Origin of the sequence: Streptomyces sp. NPDC096048 (assembly GCF_044763415.1) — a bacterium.
In the GTDB taxonomy this organism is placed as follows: Bacteria; Actinomycetota; Actinomycetes; order Streptomycetales; family Streptomycetaceae; genus Streptomyces.
Window position 1 is genome coordinate 256,804 of the sequence record NZ_JBIWGG010000001.1, and the last position, 18,107, is coordinate 274,910.

Genomic DNA, 18,107 nt, shown 5'->3' on the forward strand with positions numbered 1-18,107 from the left:
GAGTGCTCTACCTGTACTTCGTCCTGCTGGCCGGCAGCCTGTTCCTGCTCGTCGCGGGCATCGTGGAGCAGCGCCGGCACTACGCCGCCCTGCACTCCATCCCCTCCCGCGTGCTCGTCAACGGCATCCGCGGCAAGTCCTCCATCACCCGGCTGTGCGCGGGCGCGCTGCGCGGCGGTGACCTGGTCACCGTGGCCAAGACGACCGGTACGGCCGCGCGCTTCATCCACCCCGACGCCACCGAGGAGCCGGTCTACCGCAAGTTCGGCATCGCCAACGTCGTCGAGCAGATCGGCATCGTCCGCCGGGCCGCCACCTACCGGCCCGACGCGCTGGTCATCGAGTGCATGGCGGTGATGCCGGCGCTCCAGGAGGTCAACCAGAGCAAACTGATCCGCTCCACGATCGGCGTGCTGTGCAACGTCCGCGAGGACCACCTCGCCGAGATGGGCCCGACCCTGGACGACGTGGCGCGCTCGCTGTGCCGCTCGATGCCCGAGAACGGCATCTGCGTCACCGCCGAGAAGGAGCGCTTCCACATCCTCCAGGAGGAGGCCGACGCCCGGAACTGCCGGCTGGTCTACGCGGACCCGGAGATGGTCAGCGACGAGGAGCTGCGCGGCTTCAGCTGGTTCACCTTCAAGGAGAACGTCGCGATCGCCCTGGTCGTCGCCGAGCTGGTCGGCGTGGAACGGCAGGTCGCCCTCCAGGGCATGTACGACGCGCCGCCGGACCCGGGCGTGCTCTCCGTGGAGCGCTACGTGGCCCCCGAGGGCAAGCGCCTCGCCTTCGCCAACGTCTTCGCGGCCAACGACCCCGAGTCGACGCTGATGAACATCAACCAGCTGCTCGATCTCGGCGCCATCCGCCGCCCGCTCAACGTGGTGATCAACTGCCGTCCGGACCGCGTGGAGCGCAACGGGCAGATGGGCGAGATCATCCCCGACCTCCGGCCCGACAACGTCTTCGTGATCGGACACCCGTCCAAGAGCGCCATCGACGCCATCCCCGCCCAGTGGCGGGACCGGGCGGTGGACCTGGGCGGCGAGCGACGGTCGGCCGACGAGTTCATGCCGGCGCTGCTCGGCCGCATGTCCGACGGCTCCTCCCTGGTCGCCATCGGCAACATCCACGGCCAGGGCGAGGAACTCCTGGAGTACCTGGCCGAGCTGCCGGCGGACGACAGCGACACCGGCGCCGCGGCGCCGAGCCCGGCCGCCGCGGCTCCGGCCCAGGCGCCGCGCCTGGACCCGTTCGCCTCGTACCCGACGGCGTACGAGGAGCGCTACCAGGCTTCGCAGACCCAGGAGATCCCGGTGGTCCGCGTCCCGGCCCAGCCGACGGGCCCGTACGGGCAGCAGCGGGAGTACGGACAGCAGCAGGAGTACGGACAGCAGCAGTACGGGCAGCACGCCCCCGCGCGGCAGAACTGGCCGCCCCACGACGAAGCGCACGACGACCCCTACGGCGGGACCCCCCGCCCACCTGCCCGGAGACCCCGTTGACCACCGCCGCACTCACCCCCGAGATGGCCGCCCTCGGCATCGCCATAGGCCTGTTCTTCTCGCTGCTGTGCTACCTCACCACCAATCTGTCGCCCGGTGGCATGATCACGCCGGGCTGGATCGCGCTGACCCTCATCGAGGACCTCCAGCGCGCGGCCATGATGGTGGGCGTCACCGCGCTGACCTACGCGGGCACCAAGATCATGCAGCGGCTGGTGATCCTCTACGGCAAGCGGCTGTTCGCCGCGGTGGTGCTGCTGGGCGTACTGCTCCAGGCCACGGTGATGATCGTGCTCTCGATCGAGTTCCCGCTCCTGTACGGCAACCAGACCCTCGGCTTCATCGTGCCCGGCCTCGTCGCCTACCAGATGGTGCGCCAGCCCAAGGGCGCCACCCTGCTGGCCACCGGCACGGTCTCCCTCATGGCGTACATCGTCGTCGCCGCCGGATTGCTGCTCGGCGTCATGCCCACCGTCTGAGAACGAGCCTGCGAACGAGTCGCTAACGAGGAGGAGCAAACCATGGCAGCGAAAGCCAAGAAGAAGTCACGTCCGGTCGTCTCGGGCCTCGTGGTGCTGGCGCTCGTCGGCACCTCCGGCTACCTCACCCTGGAGCTGCGCAAGCAGGAGGAGACGGGAGTCACGGAGGTCAGGAACGTCGGCGTCCTGGACGGCTCGCGCGGCTCCGGCGGTGGCGGGGCCTCGAAGGACGACGGCGAGGAGAGCTGGTCCCGGCTGGAGAACCCGGCGCGCTCCGTGCTGCGCGACGCGGACGGCCGGATCAAGGCTGTGCTCACCGACGGGGCGCGCACCGCCACCTTCGAGGAGCCCGCCTCGACCTCCTCCAAGGTCTCCTCCACGGACTGGGTCCGGCTCATGCCCGAGGCCTGGGAGAAGGGCGCCGAGAAGAAGAAGTGGTTCAAGGAGTGGTACGCCGAGTACAAGGACAGCAAGGAGGACGACCTGTTCGCCTTCGCCTTCCAGTACGTGGCGGGCGCCCCGCAGAAGAAGGACGAGCAGGGCATCGTCTACGCCGGTGACGCGGACTTCGGCCCGCTGAACACCACCGGCGCCGAGGGCGGCGACCTGCGCCTGGAGCAGTCCGACTTCTACGACTACCTCGGCGTCCCGTACCCGTTCCGCGACGGCTCGACCGGCACGCCGGAGGCCATGCGCGCCAAGGCGCTGGACTGCTCCGGCTTCATCCGCATGGTGCTCGGCTACCGCGCCCGCTACCCGCTGATGTCCTCCGACACCTCCGGCGACGGCCTGCCGCGCACCGCCAACGGGATGGCCCGCTCCGAGGAGGGCGTCGACGTGCTCCCGCTGGCCGGGGTGTCGCCGGACGACCGGCCGTCCGCCATCGACCAGCTCCAGCCCGGCGACCTCGTCTTCTTCAAGCTCGACACGCGCACCAAGGAGCGGCTGGACCACGTGGGCATGGTGCTCGGCTACGACACCGAGGGCCACCTGATCTTCGTCTCCAGCCGCGAGGAGGTCAACGGACCGACCATCGGCGACATGGGCGGCGTCTCCCGCCTGGACGGAAACGGCTACTACGCCAAGACGCTGCGCAGCGCCAAGCGGCTCTGACGGCGAGGGATCCGACCGTGAGGGCCCCGGCACGAGGGCCCCGACGCGAGGGCGCCCGGCAGCGGGCGGGCGTCAGCCCTCCGCCGCCGCCGAAGCCTGGGCCTCGCCGCGCCTGCGGATCTGCCGGAAGGCGAACTCGGCCAGGTCGTCGCCGGCCCGGAACACCTCCGTGGACTTCTCCGTGACGTTCTTGCCGTCCGTGAAGCCGGCGACGGTGAAGTAGGCGTAGCGGCCGTAGGCGTTGGTGGTGGAGCGGCAGACGGCGCCGGTGCAGAAGGACTTGACGCCGCCGCCGGACAGGGAGCGCACGATGCTCTTCTTGTCGGCCTGCTTCTTGGCCTTGGCGGCCTGCGCCTCGGTGTCGAAGACGGCCACGCCGACCGTCACGGCGGTGCCGCCCTTGGTGTAGGTGACGCGGAGCAGCCGGGTGCAGTCATTGGCGTCGAGGACCTTGGGCAGGGTGCCCTGGGCCGCGGAGCCGCAGGTGCGGGTGTCGGCCGTCGGGCCCTTCTTGTAGACCGTGTCACCCATGGTCAGCTGGGTGCCGGGGAAGAGCAGGTCGGGGCTGAGCGGGGCCTTGTCCTTCTTGGCGCTGGAGACGAAGTCCTTCGGGTCCAGCGGCGGCGGGGCGCTGGTCGGGGCGAAGGACGGCTCGGTGGCCGTCGAGCTGGGTATGTCCGCCGTCGCGGGGAGCTGCGAGGAGGGGCCGTCGGCCGCCTGGCCGGAACCGTTCGCCGAGACCACGGCCACGGCGACGGCACTGGCTATCGCCACGGTGGCCAGCGCGCCGCCACCGATGAAGAGCAGCCGGCGCCGCTTGGCGCGGGCCTCGGAGGCCTCGGCCAGAGCGGCCCAGTCCGGGGCGGCACCCCCGTCGCCACCGTTCCAGGGCTGCTGCTGCGGCTGCTGTTGCGATTGCGGTGTCCAGGGATCCCACTGCGACTGAGGTCCCCCCTGCCCAAAGCTCATGGGCCGCATCTTAGACGGGCCGGGTGGCGTGCTGGTGCGCGTCCAGAGGCCTCGCAGCGCCTAGCGTTCCGGTCATGCGGACGGGCAAAAGCGACATCTCCGGGTGGTTGGTGCGACCGGCGGGCGGGCCCGCGTGGGCGGTCCTCGTGGCGGTGCTGGCGGCGTCCGCGGTGCACGCGGGGCGTGTGACCTCGGACGGCGGGATGGACAACGCGATCGTCGTGCGGGCCGCCCGCACCTGGCTGGCCGGCGGCTCCCCGTACGACGATCCGCACTTCCTCTATTTCCCGAGCGCGGTGCTCGCCGCCGCCCCGCAGGCGCTGCTGCCTCCGGAGGTGCTGCGGATGCTGGTGCCGTGCGCGGTGACGGCCCTGCTGGCGCTGGGCTGGGCCTGTGCGCTGCGACTGCACCGCGTGCCGCTCGGCAGCCGGCTGGCGGTCCTCGGGCTGACCGGGCTCGCGGTGGGCTTCGCGCCGTTCGGGCACCTGGTGCGCCTCGGCAACTGGACCGTGACGGCGGCGGTGGCCCTGCCGCTGGCCCTGCTGCTGGCCGGCCGGGGGCGGTGGACGGCGGCGGGCGCGGTCATCGGCGCCGCCGTGGCGCTCAAGCCGCTGCTCGCACCCGTCCTCCTGCTCTTCCTGTTCGCCGGGCGGTGGCGGGCGCTGGCGGCGGCCGTCCTGGTGCCCGCGCTGGCCTGCGGGGCGGCGGCACTGCTGATGCCCGACCCGGCGGGCTTCTTCACCCGCACCCTGCCGTTCCTGCTGCACGGCGACGACGGGTTCGTACGGCTCTACGAGGCGTCCCCGGCGGCCGTACTGCCCCGGCTCGGGGTCCCGGGGGCGCTCGCCCAGGGGCTCGCGGTGGCGGCGGCCGGTGCCGGGGTGCTGTGCGCGTACGTCCGCTGGCGCCGCGCCGGCCCCGGGCCGCTGCGGCTCTCGGAGACCGGCGCGGGCCTGATGCTCTCGGCGTTCCTCGTCTCCCGGCCCTCCTACGACCACTACCTCCTGGTCGCCCTGCCGCTGCTGCTCGCCGGGCTGCCGTACGCCGGTTCGGTGGCCCGCGGGGTCTGGTTCTGGGTCGCCCTGGTGCCCCAGGTCCCGGGGCTGACCTGGCCCTGGCTGGAGTCGGAGCGGCGGCGGGCCTTCAAGGACGCGTTCACGCTGTGCGTGCTGGCGGTGACGGTCGCGCGGCGGTCCCGGGCCGGTACAGTGGCCGCCGACGATCACGCGCGCGCGAGGCCCGAGCCGGAGCCCGCCCCGGCACCGGTGGCTCCGTTTTGACCCGGCCAGGGGACCCCGGGTACTCTGCACAGTCGTATGTGTATTGGCTTGCTCATTCTCACGTGAGGGGCCCTTACACCGGTCCACCGGGACCGATGACCAGCGACCTGCACGCGGTATGCGTCACCGCGGTGCGGTCAAGGCTGTCGTGATCGTCTTCGGTGACCATGTCAGGACCACTCACTGAAGAAGCGAAGGCTACGAACCGTGCGTACGTACAGCCCCAAGCCCGGCGATGTGACGCGCCAGTGGCACGTCATCGACGCTCAGGACGTCGTCCTGGGTCGTCTGGCCACCACTGCGGCCTCCATCCTGCGCGGCAAGCACAAGCCGATCTACGCGCCCCACGTCGACACCGGTGACTTCGTCATCATCATCAACGCCGACAAGGTGCACCTCTCCGGCAACAAGCGGACCCAGAAGATGGCGTACCGCCACTCCGGCTACCCGGGCGGTCTCCGCTCGGTGCGCTACGACGAGCTGCTGGACAAGAACCCGGAGAAGGCCGTCGAGAAGGCCATCAAGGGCATGCTCCCCAAGAACTCCCTGGGCCGTCAGATGCTCTCGAAGCTGAAGGTCTACAAGGGTGACCAGCACCCGCACGGCGCGCAGCAGCCGCAGCCGTTCGAGATCACCCAGGTCGCGCAGTAGTTCCGGCCACCCTTTAAGACTGAAGAGAATCTGAGGAGCATCGTGGCCGAGACCACTGCCGAGCAGCCGCTCGAAGAGATCGACATCGACAGCTACACCACCGAGTCCGAGGTGCCCGTCGAGGGCGAGTACACCTCGGAGTCCATGGCGTCCGCCTTCGGTGAGCCCCAGCCGGCCGCCGGCCTGGGCCGCCGCAAGAACGCCATCGCCCGCGTCCGGATCGTCCCGGGCACCGGCAAGTGGAAGGTCAACGGGCGCACGCTCGAGGACTACTTCCCGAACAAGGTGCACCAGCAGGAAGTCAACGAGCCCTTCAAGGTGCTCGAGCTGGACAACCGCTACGACGTCATCGCCCGCATCTCGGGTGGCGGTGTCTCCGGTCAGGCCGGTGCGCTCCGTCTCGGTGTCGCCCGCGCCCTGAACGAGGCCGACGTCGACAACAACCGCGGTCCGCTCAAGAAGGCCGGTTACCTCAAGCGCGACGACCGTGCGGTCGAGCGCAAGAAGGCCGGTCTGAAGAAGGCCCGCAAGGCTCCGCAGTACAGCAAGCGCTAAGCTTCGCTGCCTGTACTCCGAACGCCCCGGCGGCACGCCACTGTGCTGCCGGGGCGTTCGTTTATCCCCGTCGTTGGGCGTATAACGGCACAAGACGTTCAGAAGCTCAAAGGCTTGTGTGATCGGATGGCCGGACGGTGCGTTGCGACGCGTGTCCGTGACCACGGGAGCCGACTGCGTGGGCCGCACCGGCAGCCGCTTCCGGAATTGACGTTTCCTCAGGAGGACAAGTGGGACGACTCTTCGGCACGGACGGCGTGCGCGGTGTCGCCAACGCGGATCTGACGGCCGAGCTGGCGCTCGGGCTCTCCGTCGCCGCGGCGCACGTACTGGCGGAGGCGGGCACCTTCGCCGGGCACCGGGCGACCGCGGTGGTCGGACGGGACCCGCGCGCCTCCGGGGAGTTCCTGGAGGCCGCCGTGGTCGCGGGCCTGGCCAGCGCCGGCGTGGACGTGCTGCGGGTCGGCGTGCTGCCGACGCCCGCCGTGGCCCACCTCACCGGCGCGCTCGGCGCCGACCTCGGCGTGATGCTCTCCGCGAGCCACAACGCCATGCCCGACAACGGCATCAAGTTCTTCGCCCGCGGCGGCCAGAAGCTCGCCGACGAGCTGGAGGACCGTATCGAGTCCGTCTACGCGGAGCACCGCACCGGCGCCCCCTGGGACCGCCCGACCGGCGCCGGCGTCGGCCGCGTCCGCGACTACGACGAGGGGCTCGACCAGTACGTCGCCCATCTCGTCGGCGTCCTCCCGAACCGCCTCGACGGACTGAAGATCGTCCTCGACGAGGCGCACGGCGCTGCCCACCGCGTCTCGCCCGAGGCGTTCGCGCGGGCCGGCGCCGAGCTGGTCACCATCGGCGCGGTGCCGGACGGCCTCAACATCAACGACGGCTGCGGCTCCACCCACCTCGACCTGCTCAAGGCCGCCGTCGTCGAGCACGGAGCCGACCTGGGCATCGCCCACGACGGCGACGCCGACCGCTGCCTGGCCGTGGACCACACCGGCGCGGAGGTGGACGGCGACCAGATCCTCGCCGTGCTGGCGCTGGCGATGCGGGAGCGCGACGCGCTGCGTTCGGACACCGTCGTGGCGACGGTCATGTCCAACCTGGGCTTCAAGCTCGCCATGGAGCGCGAGGGCATCCGGTTCGCGCAGACCGGGGTGGGCGACCGGTACGTCCTGGAGGAGATGAAGGAGCACGGCTACGCCCTCGGCGGCGAGCAGTCCGGCCACGTCATCATCCTCGACCACGCCACCACCGGCGACGGCACGCTGACCGGCCTGATGCTGGCGGCGCGGGTCGCGCAGACCGGCCGTACGCTCCGGGACCTCGCGTCCGTCATGGAGCGGCTGCCGCAGGTGCTGATCAATGTGCCGGACGTGGACAAGTCCCGGGTGACGAGCTCCGCCGAGCTGGCGACGGCGGTTTCCGAGGCCGAGCGGGAGCTGGGGAGCACCGGGCGGGTGCTGTTGCGTCCCTCCGGGACCGAGCCGCTCGTGCGGGTGATGGTGGAAGCGGCGGATATCGAGCAGGCTCGGGCTGTGGCCGGGCGGCTGGCGGATTCCGTCAAGTCGGCGCTGGGGTAGTTCTTCGGCGCCGGGTTCGGGGTGGGGGTCTGTGCCGTCGCGGGCCGCGGGTTCGTCGCGGCCTGTCGCGCCCACGCGGCGGAGCCGCACGTCGACGAAGCCCCGCGCCCCTAAGCGGGCTTGGTCAGCCGGCGTCGCTGGGTCGCCCACAGGCCTTTCTGGACGAGGAGCGTCAGCGTGCCGGCCAGGATGATGGCGAACAGGTTGAGCAGCAGCTGCTCGGTCGAGCGCCAGGCCTGGTGGGTGTCGTCGTAGACGAGGGCCACGGCCGCGTTCGCGGCGGCCGGCACGGTCGTCACCGAGATGGCCACGCCGACCAGGGCACCGGACTTGGCCGATGTCAGGGAGAGGGTGCCCGCGGTCCCGGCGAGGATCGCCACCACGAAGGAGAACCAGTCGGGGGCGTAGATGAACTCGGTGTTGGGCCGCTCCGCCTCCAACTGGGCCTCGCTGAAAAGGTCCACGGCGTCCATGAAGAGGCTGAAGCCCGCAGTGACGGACATCGCCGCCGCGAATCCCACCAGGAGTGCGATCGCCGAGCGCAGCGCCAACCGCGGGGCGCGCTGCACGATCGCCGTGCAGATGCCGGCCAGCGGACCGAACTCCGGTCCGACCGCCATCGCGCCCACGATCAGGATCGCGTTGTCGAGCACCACACCGCAGGCCGCGATCATCGTGGCGAGGGTGATGAAGGCGACGTAGGTGACGGAGAGGGTCGACTCCTCGTGTGTCGCCTCCTCCAGCTGCTCCCACAGCACCGCGTCGGCGGGCTCGCCCGGCGCGTCCCGCTCCGCCTTGTCGGCGCGCTCGGACAACGACAGGTCGAGGTTCCCGGCGATGATGGCGCCGCAGCTGTCGATGCCCAACGCCCGGAGCCGGCTGATGAGTTCGTCGCCGGCCTCGCGGGCCACGTCGCACATGACGATGTCGCCCTCGGGATCGCGGGCGCAGCCCGGAATGACGACCAGGTGGGCGGTGCCGACCGTCCGGTCGATCAGGTGGACCACCGCGTCGGTGCGGTCGGCCGGGGTGATCAGGCGCAGATGCGGCATCCGGTATTTCTACCGGCCACGGCGGGCGCCGTCACAGTTTGCGCAGGCTCAGCCGCTGCACCTTGTGGTCGGGTCCCTTGCGCAGGATGAGGGTGGCCCGGCCGCGGGTGGGGGCCACGTTCTCCACCAGATTGGGCTTGTTGATGGTGCGCCAGGTGGTGCGGGCGTAGTCGAGGGCCTCCTCCTCCGACACCTGGGTGTACTTGCGGAAGTACGAGGACGGGTTCTGGAAGGCGGTCTCGCGCAGCTTGCGGAAGCGGCTGAGGTACCAGTGCTCGATGTCCTCGGTGCGGGCGTCGACGTACACGCTGAAGTCGAAGTAGTCGGCGAGACCGACCCTGGTGCGGCCGTCCTTGCCGGGCAGTGCGGGCTGGAGCACGTTGAGGCCCTCGACGATCAGGATGTCGGGGCGGCGGACGACGAGCTTCTGGTCCGGGACGATGTCGTAGATGAGGTGGGAGTAGACCGGGGCGGTCACCTCGCCCTTGCCCGCCTTGATGTCGGCGACGAAGCGGGTGAGGGCCCGGCGGTCGTACGACTCCGGGAAGCCCTTCCGGGACATCAGGCCGCGGGCCTCCAGCTCCTTCGTGGGCAGCAGGAAGCCGTCGGTCGTGACCAGTTCGACGCGCGGGTGCTCGGGCCAGCGCGAGAGCAGCGCCTGGAGCAGGCGGGCGACGGTGGACTTGCCGACCGCGACGGAGCCGGCGACCCCTATGACGAAGGGGGTGCCGGACTGCGAGCCCTGTTCACCGAGGAAGGTGTTCAGCGCGCCGCGCAGGCCGTCGGTGGCGCCGACGTAGAGGTTGAGGAGCCGGGACAGCGGCAGGTAGATGTCCCGCACCTCGTCGAGGTCGATGACGTCGCCGAGGCCGCGCAGCTCTTCGACCTCCTCGGCGGTGAGGGACAGCGGCGTCTTGTCGCGCAGCGCGCTCCACTCGGGGCGGGTGAGGTCGACGTAGGGAGTCGCCTCCGGCCGCTGCCGGTGGGCGCTCCGGGGCATCGAGGAGACCGGATAGATCACAGTCCATTGTTAACGGAGTTCGAACGGGGCGGCAGGTGGGGTGCGTCACGCCGCTCCGGCCTTCCGGAGGGGCAGATCACGTCGGTGTCACGGTCGGGTACCGGGTGGCGCATCGTTGATCATCTGTCAGTCGGCTGTGCATACAGTTCCTCGCACATACGTGCGGAACCTCCGCCGTCTGGAAGAGAGAGTCCATCGTGAGACTGACCGCCGTCCGCCGTACCGCCCTCGCGGCCTCCGCCGCGGCCCTGGCCCTCCTCGTCACCGCCTGCGGCGGCTCCTCCGGCGACGATGGCGCGAAGACCGGCGACGACAAGGCCAAGGGCGGTGCGAACGCCTCGGCGGACCCCGCGGCCGCCAAGGCGCTCACCGCCGCCGAGCTGGAGAAGGCCGCCCTGGCGCAGGCGGACGTCGACAACGGCAAGGTCACCAAGACGTCCGCGACGGACGACGTGACGAAGGACAAGGTGAAGGGCGGCGACGCGGCGTGCGAGCCGCTCGCCTTCGCCGAGACCGGCGTCCCGCTGGGCGAGCCGGCGGCGACCGCGAAGCGGACCTGGACGGAGGGCCCGAAGAAGCCGTCCGGCGACGAGACCACCGAGGAGGCCATCGGTGCCGCGTTCGACCTGGACAAGGCCCTGGTGACGCTGGCCAGCTACGACGACGGCGGCGCCGAGGCCGTCCTGAAGGACGTGAAGGAGGCCGCCGGCAAGTGCGCCGGGGGCTTCACCTTCACCGCGGTCGGTGAAACGGCCAAGATCGCCAAGGTGGCGGAGGACAAGGCGCCCGGCGGTGCCGACGAGGCCGTCGCGATGACGATGACGATGGTCGGCGATGAGGGGGACGAGTTCCCGGTCAAGGTGGTCGTCACCCGCAAGGGCTCCACCGTCGCCTCCTTCACCGTGCTGAACCTCGCCTCCGCCGGCACCGGCAAGGACTTCCCGTTCCCCACGCAGATCAGCGACGCCCAGCTCGCCAAGCTCGGCTAGTCCGGCGGCGGGGATCCGCTGAAGTTCCCACCGGGGTGTGCGTACCCCGGTGGGAATTTCCGATTTCGGGCACGGGAAGGCAGGTTCGTGACCGGATCTGATCGTAGGCTGCCCGTCATGTGCGGAATCGTGGGATACGTGGGTTCTCAGTCGGCGCTCGATGTCGTGATGGCCGGACTGAAGCGGCTCGAATACCGGGGGTACGACTCGGCGGGCGTCGCCGTGCTCGCGGACGGCGGCCTCGCCACCGCCAAGCGCGCCGGCAAGCTCGTCAACCTGGACAAGGAACTGTCCGAACGACCACTGCCGACCGCCGCCACCGGCATCGGCCACACCCGCTGGGCCACACACGGCGGCCCGACCGACGCCAATGCCCATCCGCATCTCGACAACGCGGGCCGGGTGGCCGTGGTCCACAACGGCATCATCGAGAACTTCGCGCCGCTGCGGGCCGAGTTGGCGGAGCGCGGCCACGAACTGGCCTCCGAGACCGACACCGAGGTCGTCGCCCACCTGCTCGCCGAGGAGTTCTCCGCCTGCGCCGACCTCGCCGAGGCGATGCGGCAGGTGTGCCGGCGTCTGGAGGGCGCCTTCACGCTGGTCGCGGTGCACGCGGACGCGCCGGACGTGGTCGTGGGCGCGCGCCGCAACTCGCCGCTCGTGGTGGGTGTGGGGGAGGGCGAGTCGTTCCTGGCCTCGGACGTGGCGGCCTTCATCGCGTACACCCGGGACGCCATCGAACTGGGCCAGGACCAGGTCGTCGAGCTGCGCCGCGACGGAGTGACGGTCACCGGCTTCGACGGTACTCCGGCCGACGTCCGCTCCTACCACGTCGACTGGGACGCCTCGGCCGCCGAGAAGGGCGGCTACGACTACTTCATGCTCAAGGAGATCGCCGAGCAGCCGAAGGCGGTCGCCGACACCCTGCTGGGTCGCATCGACGGCTCCGGCACGCTGAGCCTGGACGAGGTGCGCATCCCTCCGGGGGTGCTGCGCGAGGTCGACAAGGTCGTCGTCGTCGCGTGCGGTACGGCCTTCCACGCCGGGCTGATCGCCAAGTACGCCATCGAGCACTGGACGCGGATCCCCTGCGAGGTGGAGCTGGCCAGCGAGTTCCGCTACCGCGACCCGATCCTCGACCAGCAGACCCTGGTCGTCGCGATCTCCCAGTCCGGCGAGACCATGGACACCCTCATGGCCCTGCGCCACGCCCGCGAGCAGGGTGCCAAGGTGCTCGCCATCTGCAACACCAACGGCTCCACCATCCCGCGCGAGTCCGACGCGGTGCTCTACACGCACGCCGGCCCCGAGGTCGCCGTCGCCTCCACCAAGGCGTTCCTCACCCAGCTGGTGGCCTGCTACCTGGTCGCCCTCTACCTCGGGCAGGTGCGCGGCACGAAGTACGGGGACGAGATCCGCGACGTCGTCCGCGACCTCGCACGGATCTCCGGCGCGGTCGAACAGGTCCTGGAGACGATGGAGCCCGTACGGGAACTGGCGCGCTCCCTCGCCCACAAGAACACGGTGCTGTTCCTGGGCCGGCACGTCGGCCACCCGGTCGCCCTCGAAGGCGCCCTCAAGCTCAAGGAGCTGGCGTACATGCACGCCGAGGGCTTCGCGGCGGGCGAGCTGAAGCACGGTCCGATCGCGCTGATCGAGGAGGACCTGCCGGTCGTCGTGGTCGTGCCGTCCCCGCGCGGGCGCTCCGTGCTCCACGACAAGATCGTGTCCAACATCCAGGAGATCCGGGCACGCGGCGCCCGCACCATCGTCATCGCCGAGGAGGGCGACGAGGCGGTCGTCCCCTACGCCGACCATCTCGTCCGCATCCCGGCGACCCCGACGCTGCTCCAACCGCTGGTGGCGACGGTGCCGTTGCAGGTCTTCGCGTGCGAGCTGGCGACGGCCCGGGGCAACGAGGTGGATCAGCCTCGGAACCTGGCGAAGTCGGTGACGGTGGAGTAGGGCCTCAGCCGTCGGCGGGGCGGAGTGCGGTGACGGGGCGGAAGCGTTCCGGGGTCACACTAGGGGCGCAACGGCGGCATCCCGCTACGGCGGGCGACCCGGACCCGTCCCTCGTCCCGGCGCCGGGCGCCCCGCCGCTACACCGGTGCCGGGCGCCCCGCGCCACCGGCCCACCGCGCACCTGGGCCCGCGGAGCCCTCGGAACGCCGCCCGCACAAGGCCTGGCTCACGCGCGCCCGCACGACCCCTGCTCACGCGCGCCCGCCCCCCCCGGCACACGCGCGCCCGCGCGCCCCGCCCCGCTCAAACCCCCCGCACATCCCGCCACGCCCCCGGAATCGCCCCGGCGACATCGTGCGCCCCCGCCGGCGCCCCGTCCGCCGCGAAGCGGCCCGCCAGTCCGTGGACGTAGGCCCCCACACTCCCCGCGTCCACCGTCGAGAGCCCCGCCGCCAGCAGCGACCCGGTCAGCCCGGAGAGCACGTCGCCGCTCCCCGCGGTGGCGAGCCACGAAGTCCCCGTCGCGTTGACCCGCACCGGCCCTCCCTCCACGCCGGCCACCACCGTCGTCGACCCCTTCAGCAGCACCGTCGCCCCGTACCGCTCCGCCAGTTCCCGCGCCGAGGCCAGGCGTGCCCCCTCGACCTCCTCGCGGCCCACCCCGAGCAGCGCGGCCGCCTCTCCGGCGTGCGGCGTCATCAGCGTCGGCGCCGTACGCCCGCGCACCGCCCCGGCATCCGCCAACCGCAGCCCGTCCGCGTCGATCAGTACCGGCACCTCCGCGGCCAGCACCTCGGCCACGGTCCCGGCGTCGTCACCGGCCCCCGGTCCGACGACCCACGCCTGCACCCGCCCCGCCCGCTTCGGCCCCTGGTCGGACACGAGCGTCTCCGGGTAGCGGGCGATCACCGCGTCCCCGGCCGGACCGACGTACCGCACCGCACCGGCCCCGCCCCGCAGCGCCCCGGCGACGGCGAGCACGGCCGCGCCCGGATAGCGCGCCGACCCGGCGGCGATGCCCACGACACCCCGCCGGTACTTGTCGCTCTCCGCCCCCGGCACCGGCAGCAGCCGCGCCACGTCCGCGTGCTGCAACGCCTCCAGTTCGGCCGCCTCGGCCGGCAGCGGCAGACCGATGTCCACCAGCCGCACCGACCCCGCATACTCCCGCGCCGGATCGATGAGCAGCCCCGGCTTGTGCGCACCGAACGTCACCGTCAGGTCGGCCCGCACGGCCGCCCCGCGCACCTGGCCGGTGTCCGCGTCCACGCCGCTCGGCAGGTCGACGGCGACGACGGCGGCCCGCGACCGGGCGGCCGCGTCGGCGAGCGGCACCGCCTCCTCGCGCAGCCCGCCCCGGCCGCCGATCCCGACGATGCCGTCGACGACCAGGTCCGCCCGCGCGATCAACTCCCCGGCGGAGCCGCTCCCCGCGACCTGCCCGCCGGCCCGGCGCAGTGCCGCCAGCCCCGCGCCGTGCGCGCGCTCCGGCGTGAGCGGCACCGCCGTCACCCCCGCCCCCCGCCCGGCGAGTCGCGCCCCGGCGTACAGGGCGTCGCCGCCGTTGTCCCCGCTCCCGACCAGCAGCACCACCCGGCCGCCGTAGACCCGGCCGGCCACCCGCCGGAGCACCTCCGCGCAGGCGGCGGCGAGCCCGGCGGCGGCCCGTTGCATCAACGCCCCCTCCGGGAGCCGTGCCATCAGCTCCCGTTCGGCCGTCCTGACCATCTCCACGCTGTACGCAGTCCGCATGCCGTCGAGTCTTCCCCGTCCGCCGGGAACACGCCCGACTCCGCCCTCCGCGTCGTGAGGGACAGTTGTCCCATGGACGACGACGAGACGGCGCAGGTGATGACGTCACTCGGGGCACGCCTGCGCGCCATCCGGCAGGCCCGCGGTCTCACGCTGGCCCAGCTCGGCGCCGCCACCGGCATCTCCGTCAGCACGCTGTCCCGGCTGGAGTCGGGACAGCGTGAACCGGGGTTGCGGCACCTGCTGCCGCTGGCCAGGGCGCACCGCCTGCCCCTGGACGAACTGGTCGGCTCCCGGACCGGTGACCCCCGCGTCCACCCGCGCCCCTTCACCCGGCACGGCCAGACCTGGATCCCCCTCACCCGCAACCCCAACGACGGGCTGCACGCCTACAAGCAGATCCTCCCCGCCCCGCCGGTCGCGCGGACCGGAACGGCCCCGCGCCCCGACCAGGGCTCCCACGAGGGCCACGAGTGGATCTACGTCCTCTCCGGACGCCTGCTCCTCGCCCTGGGCGAGCACCACCTCGTGCTGACGGCCGGTGAGACGGCGGAGTTCGACACCCGCGTCCCGCACGGCATCGCCAACGCCGGGGACCGGCCCGTCGAGTGGATCGCCCTGTACGGCGCGCAGGGCGAGCGGATGCACATCCGGGTTCAGCCGACGGGCGACTGACCCCCGCCGCCCGAACGGGCGACGCGGAACCCCACGTCGTCGACCCGGAACGTCGGGTGGCTGCGGCGCCGTACGGAGGCCCGGCAGCTCCAGTGCTCGTCGAACCAGCCGCCGCCGCGCAGCACCCGGTAGGCGCCGTAGACCTCGGCGTCGTAGAGGTCCCAGCACCACTCCCAGACGTTGCCGAGCATGTCGTACAGGCCCCAGGCGTTCGGCCGCCTGCCGCCCACCTCGTGGACGCGCTCGCCCGAGTTGCCCCGGTACCAGGCGATGTCGTCCAGGGTGCCGTAGCGCGGCCCCTCCGTCCCGGCGCGGCAGGCGTGTTCCCATTCGGCCTCGGTCGGCAGCCGGTACCCGTCGGCGGAGGTGTCCCAGGCGACACCGTCGGCGGTGACGCGGTAGGCCGGGGGGAGCCCCTCGTGCAGCGACAGCGAGTTGCAGAAGCCGACCGCGTCCGCCCAGGAGACCTCCGCGACGGGCAGCCGCTCGTCCCGCGCGGCGGGCCGCCGCCCGGTGACCCGCGCGTACTCGGCCCGCGTGACCGGGAACGCCGCCAGCCGACAGGACGCGACCTCCACCGGCCAGCTGCGCCGCGTCCGCCGGTCCGACAGGGTCACCCGTCCGGGCGGAACGGAGACCATCCGGGTGTCCGCACGTACGCCGCCGGTTCCCGCACTCAGATCCATGGACAGACGATCGTACCGGCCCCCGCCACGCCCCGGGACGAGGCGACCCGCCTCGCGCTGGCGCGGGGAAGCGCGGCGGAAGCACGCCCTACCCCTCCGCGATCACCACCGCCGACGCCACCCCCGCGTCATGGCTCAGCGACACGTGCCACGACGTCACACCCAGTTCCGCCGCCCGCGCCGCGACCGTCCCCGCCACCCGCAGCCGCGGCTGCCCGGTGTCCTCGACGTACACCTCGGCGTCCGTCCAGTGCAGCCCCGCGGGCGCGCCGAGCGCCTTGGCCAGGGCCTCCTTCGCCGCGAACCGGGCGGCGAGCGAGGCGGTGCCCCGGCGCTCCCCGCTAGGCAGCAGCAACTCGCTCTCCAGGAAGAGCCGTCGTGCCAGGGCCGGCGTGCGTTCCAGCGACTGCCCGAACCGTTCGATCTCGGCCACGTCGATCCCGACCCCGATGATGCTCATGCGAGGAACCCTAACGACCGGTGGGCGCACGGGAACGACCGGCGGGCGCGCGCGGACCCGGGCGTGCTGCGGCGGAAGCGGGGCGCGGGTGCTCTGAGACACTGGGGGCACGATGAGTGAGACAGCTGCTCGGCGGGCCGCGGTGACGCGGGCCCGTGCCGAGATCGACCTGGCCGCCCTGCGGGCCAACGTCCGCGCACTGCGCGAACGGGCTCCCGGGGCGGCTCTCATGGCCGTGGTCAAGGCCGACGGCTACGGCCACGGCGCGCTCCCGTGCGCCCGCGCGGCCGTCGCGGCGGGCGCGACCTGGCTGGGCACCGCCACCCCGCAGGAGGCCCTCGCGCTGCGCGCGGAGGCGGGACTGCCGGACGACGTGCGGATCATGTGCTGGCTGTGGACGCCGGGCGGCCCCTGGCAGGAGGCCGTCGAGGCGGATCTCGACGTGTCCGTCAGCGGGATGTGGGCCCTGGACGAGGTCACCGAGGCGGCACGGCGGGCCGGGGTCCCCGCACGAGTGCAGCTCAAGGCCGACACCGGCCTCGGCCGGAACGGCTGCCAGCCGGGCGAGGACTGGGCGGAGCTGGTCCGGGAGGCCCTGCGGGCCGAGGGCGAGGGGCTGCTCCGCGTCACCGGACTCTGGTCGCACTTCGCCTGCGCCGACGAGCCCGGCCACCCCTCCATCGCCGCCCAGCTCACCCGCTTCCGGGAGATGACGGCCTACGCCGAGCAGCAGGGCGTGCGCCCCGACGTGCGGCACATCGCCAACTCGCCGGCCACGCTCACCCTCCCCGAGGCCCACTTCGACCTCGTACGGCCGGGCATCGCGATGTACGGCGTCTCGCCCAGCCCCGAGATCGGCACCCCCGCCGACTTCGGGCTGCGCCCCGTGATGACGCTGGCCGCCTCGCTCGCCCTGGTCAAGCAGGTCCCCGGCGGCCACGGCGTCAGCTACGGGCACCACTACACCACCCCCGGCGAGACGACCCTCGGCCTCGTCCCCCTCGGCTACGCGGACGGCGTCCCCCGCCACGCCTCCTCCACCGGCCCCGTCCTGGTGGACGGCAAGTGGCGCACGGTGGCGGGGCGGATCGCGATGGACCAGTTCGTCGTCGACCTGGGCGGGGACCGGCCGGCGCCGGGCACCGAGGCGGTGCTGTTCGGGCCCGGCGACCGCGGCGAGCCCACGGCCGAGGACTGGGCCCAGGCGGCGGGCACCATCGCGTACGAGATCGTCACCCGGATCGGATCCCGCGTGCCGCGCGTCTATGTGAACGAGTGACGCGCCCGCACACGGCGTGACGCGCACCCGGCGTGCCGCGCGTGCAGGTGAATCGGCAACCAGCGGGTATCCGCACAGCGGCCCGGC

At 72.4% G+C, this 18,107-nt stretch carries 17 protein-coding genes; 11 read left to right on the forward strand and 6 right to left on the reverse strand.

Features of this window, described 5'->3' with window-relative positions; genetic code table 11:
• Nucleotides 1-2 precede the first annotated feature (2 nt).
• From pgsB to ACIQ6R_RS01365, 3 genes are read left to right on the forward strand one after another with little or no spacing between them, the layout of a single operon-like run.
• On the forward strand, nucleotides 3-1,505 hold the full coding sequence (gene pgsB, locus ACIQ6R_RS01355; RefSeq protein WP_404217954.1) for a poly-gamma-glutamate synthase PgsB: 1,503 nt from the start codon (nucleotides 3-5) through the stop codon (nucleotides 1,503-1,505).
• Nucleotides 1,502-1,984, forward strand: a complete 483-nt coding sequence (locus tag ACIQ6R_RS01360) for a poly-gamma-glutamate biosynthesis protein PgsC/CapC (protein ID WP_184761006.1) — start codon at nucleotides 1,502-1,504, stop codon at nucleotides 1,982-1,984. The genes pgsB and ACIQ6R_RS01360 overlap by 4 nt, the downstream gene beginning before the upstream one ends.
• A gap of 42 nt (nucleotides 1,985-2,026) precedes the next feature.
• On the forward strand, nucleotides 2,027-3,097 hold the full coding sequence (locus ACIQ6R_RS01365) for a C40 family peptidase (RefSeq protein ID WP_404217956.1): 1,071 nt from the start codon (nucleotides 2,027-2,029) through the stop codon (nucleotides 3,095-3,097).
• Between the two features lie 72 nt (nucleotides 3,098-3,169).
• Here ACIQ6R_RS01365 and ACIQ6R_RS01370 read toward each other — a convergent pair whose 3' ends face one another.
• Entirely contained in the window at nucleotides 3,170-4,066 is an 897-nt protein-coding gene (locus ACIQ6R_RS01370; RefSeq protein WP_404217959.1) for a hypothetical protein, read from the reverse strand.
• A gap of 74 nt (nucleotides 4,067-4,140) precedes the next feature.
• On the opposite strand from ACIQ6R_RS01370, the gene ACIQ6R_RS01375 reads away from it, so the two are divergent.
• The 4 genes from ACIQ6R_RS01375 (at nucleotide 4,141) to glmM (ending at nucleotide 8,141) form a co-directional block, all read left to right on the forward strand.
• Nucleotides 4,141-5,346 carry a glycosyltransferase 87 family protein gene (locus tag ACIQ6R_RS01375; RefSeq protein ID WP_404169040.1) on the forward strand — a complete coding sequence of 402 codons (1,206 nt, stop codon included), beginning with the start codon at nucleotides 4,141-4,143 and terminating at the stop codon, nucleotides 5,344-5,346.
• A 207-nt stretch (nucleotides 5,347-5,553) separates the two neighbouring features.
• Nucleotides 5,554-5,997: a 50S ribosomal protein L13 gene (gene rplM / locus ACIQ6R_RS01380; protein WP_003974239.1), complete on the forward strand. Its 444-nt coding sequence runs from the start codon at nucleotides 5,554-5,556 to the stop codon at nucleotides 5,995-5,997.
• Between the two features lie 42 nt (nucleotides 5,998-6,039).
• Entirely contained in the window at nucleotides 6,040-6,552 is a 513-nt protein-coding gene (gene rpsI / locus ACIQ6R_RS01385; RefSeq protein WP_310871721.1) for a 30S ribosomal protein S9, read from the forward strand.
• Between the two features lie 230 nt (nucleotides 6,553-6,782).
• On the forward strand, nucleotides 6,783-8,141 hold the full coding sequence (gene glmM, locus ACIQ6R_RS01390) for a phosphoglucosamine mutase (RefSeq protein ID WP_404169044.1): 1,359 nt from the start codon (nucleotides 6,783-6,785) through the stop codon (nucleotides 8,139-8,141).
• Nucleotides 8,142-8,251: 110 nt separating this feature from the next.
• On the opposite strand, the gene ACIQ6R_RS01395 is transcribed toward glmM, so the two are convergent.
• On the reverse strand, nucleotides 8,252-9,193 hold the full coding sequence (locus ACIQ6R_RS01395) for a DUF389 domain-containing protein (protein WP_404217962.1): 942 nt from the start codon (nucleotides 9,191-9,193) through the stop codon (nucleotides 8,252-8,254).
• A 31-nt stretch (nucleotides 9,194-9,224) separates the two neighbouring features.
• Nucleotides 9,225-10,193 (reverse strand): type I pantothenate kinase, encoded by a 969-nt coding sequence (coaA, locus tag ACIQ6R_RS01400; protein ID WP_404170656.1) that lies wholly within the window; start codon nucleotides 10,191-10,193, stop codon nucleotides 9,225-9,227.
• A 218-nt stretch (nucleotides 10,194-10,411) separates the two neighbouring features.
• On the opposite strand from coaA, the gene ACIQ6R_RS01405 reads away from it, so the two are divergent.
• Together ACIQ6R_RS01405 and glmS are read left to right on the forward strand one after the other, a co-directional pair.
• Nucleotides 10,412-11,203, forward strand: coding sequence for a hypothetical protein (locus ACIQ6R_RS01405; RefSeq protein WP_404169049.1), 792 nt, complete (start codon nucleotides 10,412-10,414; stop codon nucleotides 11,201-11,203).
• Nucleotides 11,204-11,320: 117 nt separating this feature from the next.
• Complete coding sequence (glmS, locus tag ACIQ6R_RS01410; protein ID WP_404217964.1) at nucleotides 11,321-13,168, forward strand: glutamine--fructose-6-phosphate transaminase (isomerizing); 1,848 nt, start codon at nucleotides 11,321-11,323, stop codon at nucleotides 13,166-13,168.
• Nucleotides 13,169-13,471: 303 nt separating this feature from the next.
• Here the strand turns inward: glmS and ACIQ6R_RS01415 are convergent, their stop codons facing one another.
• On the reverse strand, nucleotides 13,472-14,920 hold the full coding sequence (locus tag ACIQ6R_RS01415; RefSeq protein ID WP_404217966.1) for an NAD(P)H-hydrate dehydratase: 1,449 nt from the start codon (nucleotides 14,918-14,920) through the stop codon (nucleotides 13,472-13,474).
• Nucleotides 14,921-14,992: 72 nt separating this feature from the next.
• On the opposite strand from ACIQ6R_RS01415, the gene ACIQ6R_RS01420 reads away from it, so the two are divergent.
• On the forward strand, nucleotides 14,993-15,595 hold the full coding sequence (locus ACIQ6R_RS01420; protein WP_404217968.1) for a helix-turn-helix domain-containing protein: 603 nt from the start codon (nucleotides 14,993-14,995) through the stop codon (nucleotides 15,593-15,595).
• On the opposite strand, the gene ACIQ6R_RS01425 is transcribed toward ACIQ6R_RS01420, so the two are convergent.
• Both ACIQ6R_RS01425 and ACIQ6R_RS01430 read right to left on the reverse strand, forming a co-directional pair.
• Nucleotides 15,577-16,281 carry a formylglycine-generating enzyme family protein gene (locus ACIQ6R_RS01425; RefSeq protein ID WP_404217971.1) on the reverse strand — a complete coding sequence of 235 codons (705 nt, stop codon included), beginning with the start codon at nucleotides 16,279-16,281 and terminating at the stop codon, nucleotides 15,577-15,579. The two genes, ACIQ6R_RS01420 and ACIQ6R_RS01425, sit on opposite strands and share 19 nt — an antisense overlap.
• Before the next feature lie 88 nt (nucleotides 16,282-16,369).
• Nucleotides 16,370-16,741 carry a holo-ACP synthase gene (locus ACIQ6R_RS01430; RefSeq protein WP_404169063.1) on the reverse strand — a complete coding sequence of 124 codons (372 nt, stop codon included), beginning with the start codon at nucleotides 16,739-16,741 and terminating at the stop codon, nucleotides 16,370-16,372.
• Nucleotides 16,742-16,853: 112 nt separating this feature from the next.
• On the opposite strand from ACIQ6R_RS01430, the gene alr reads away from it, so the two are divergent.
• Nucleotides 16,854-18,020: an alanine racemase gene (alr, locus tag ACIQ6R_RS01435; RefSeq protein WP_404217973.1), complete on the forward strand. Its 1,167-nt coding sequence runs from the start codon at nucleotides 16,854-16,856 to the stop codon at nucleotides 18,018-18,020.
• The last annotated feature ends 87 nt before the right edge of the window (nucleotides 18,021-18,107 follow it).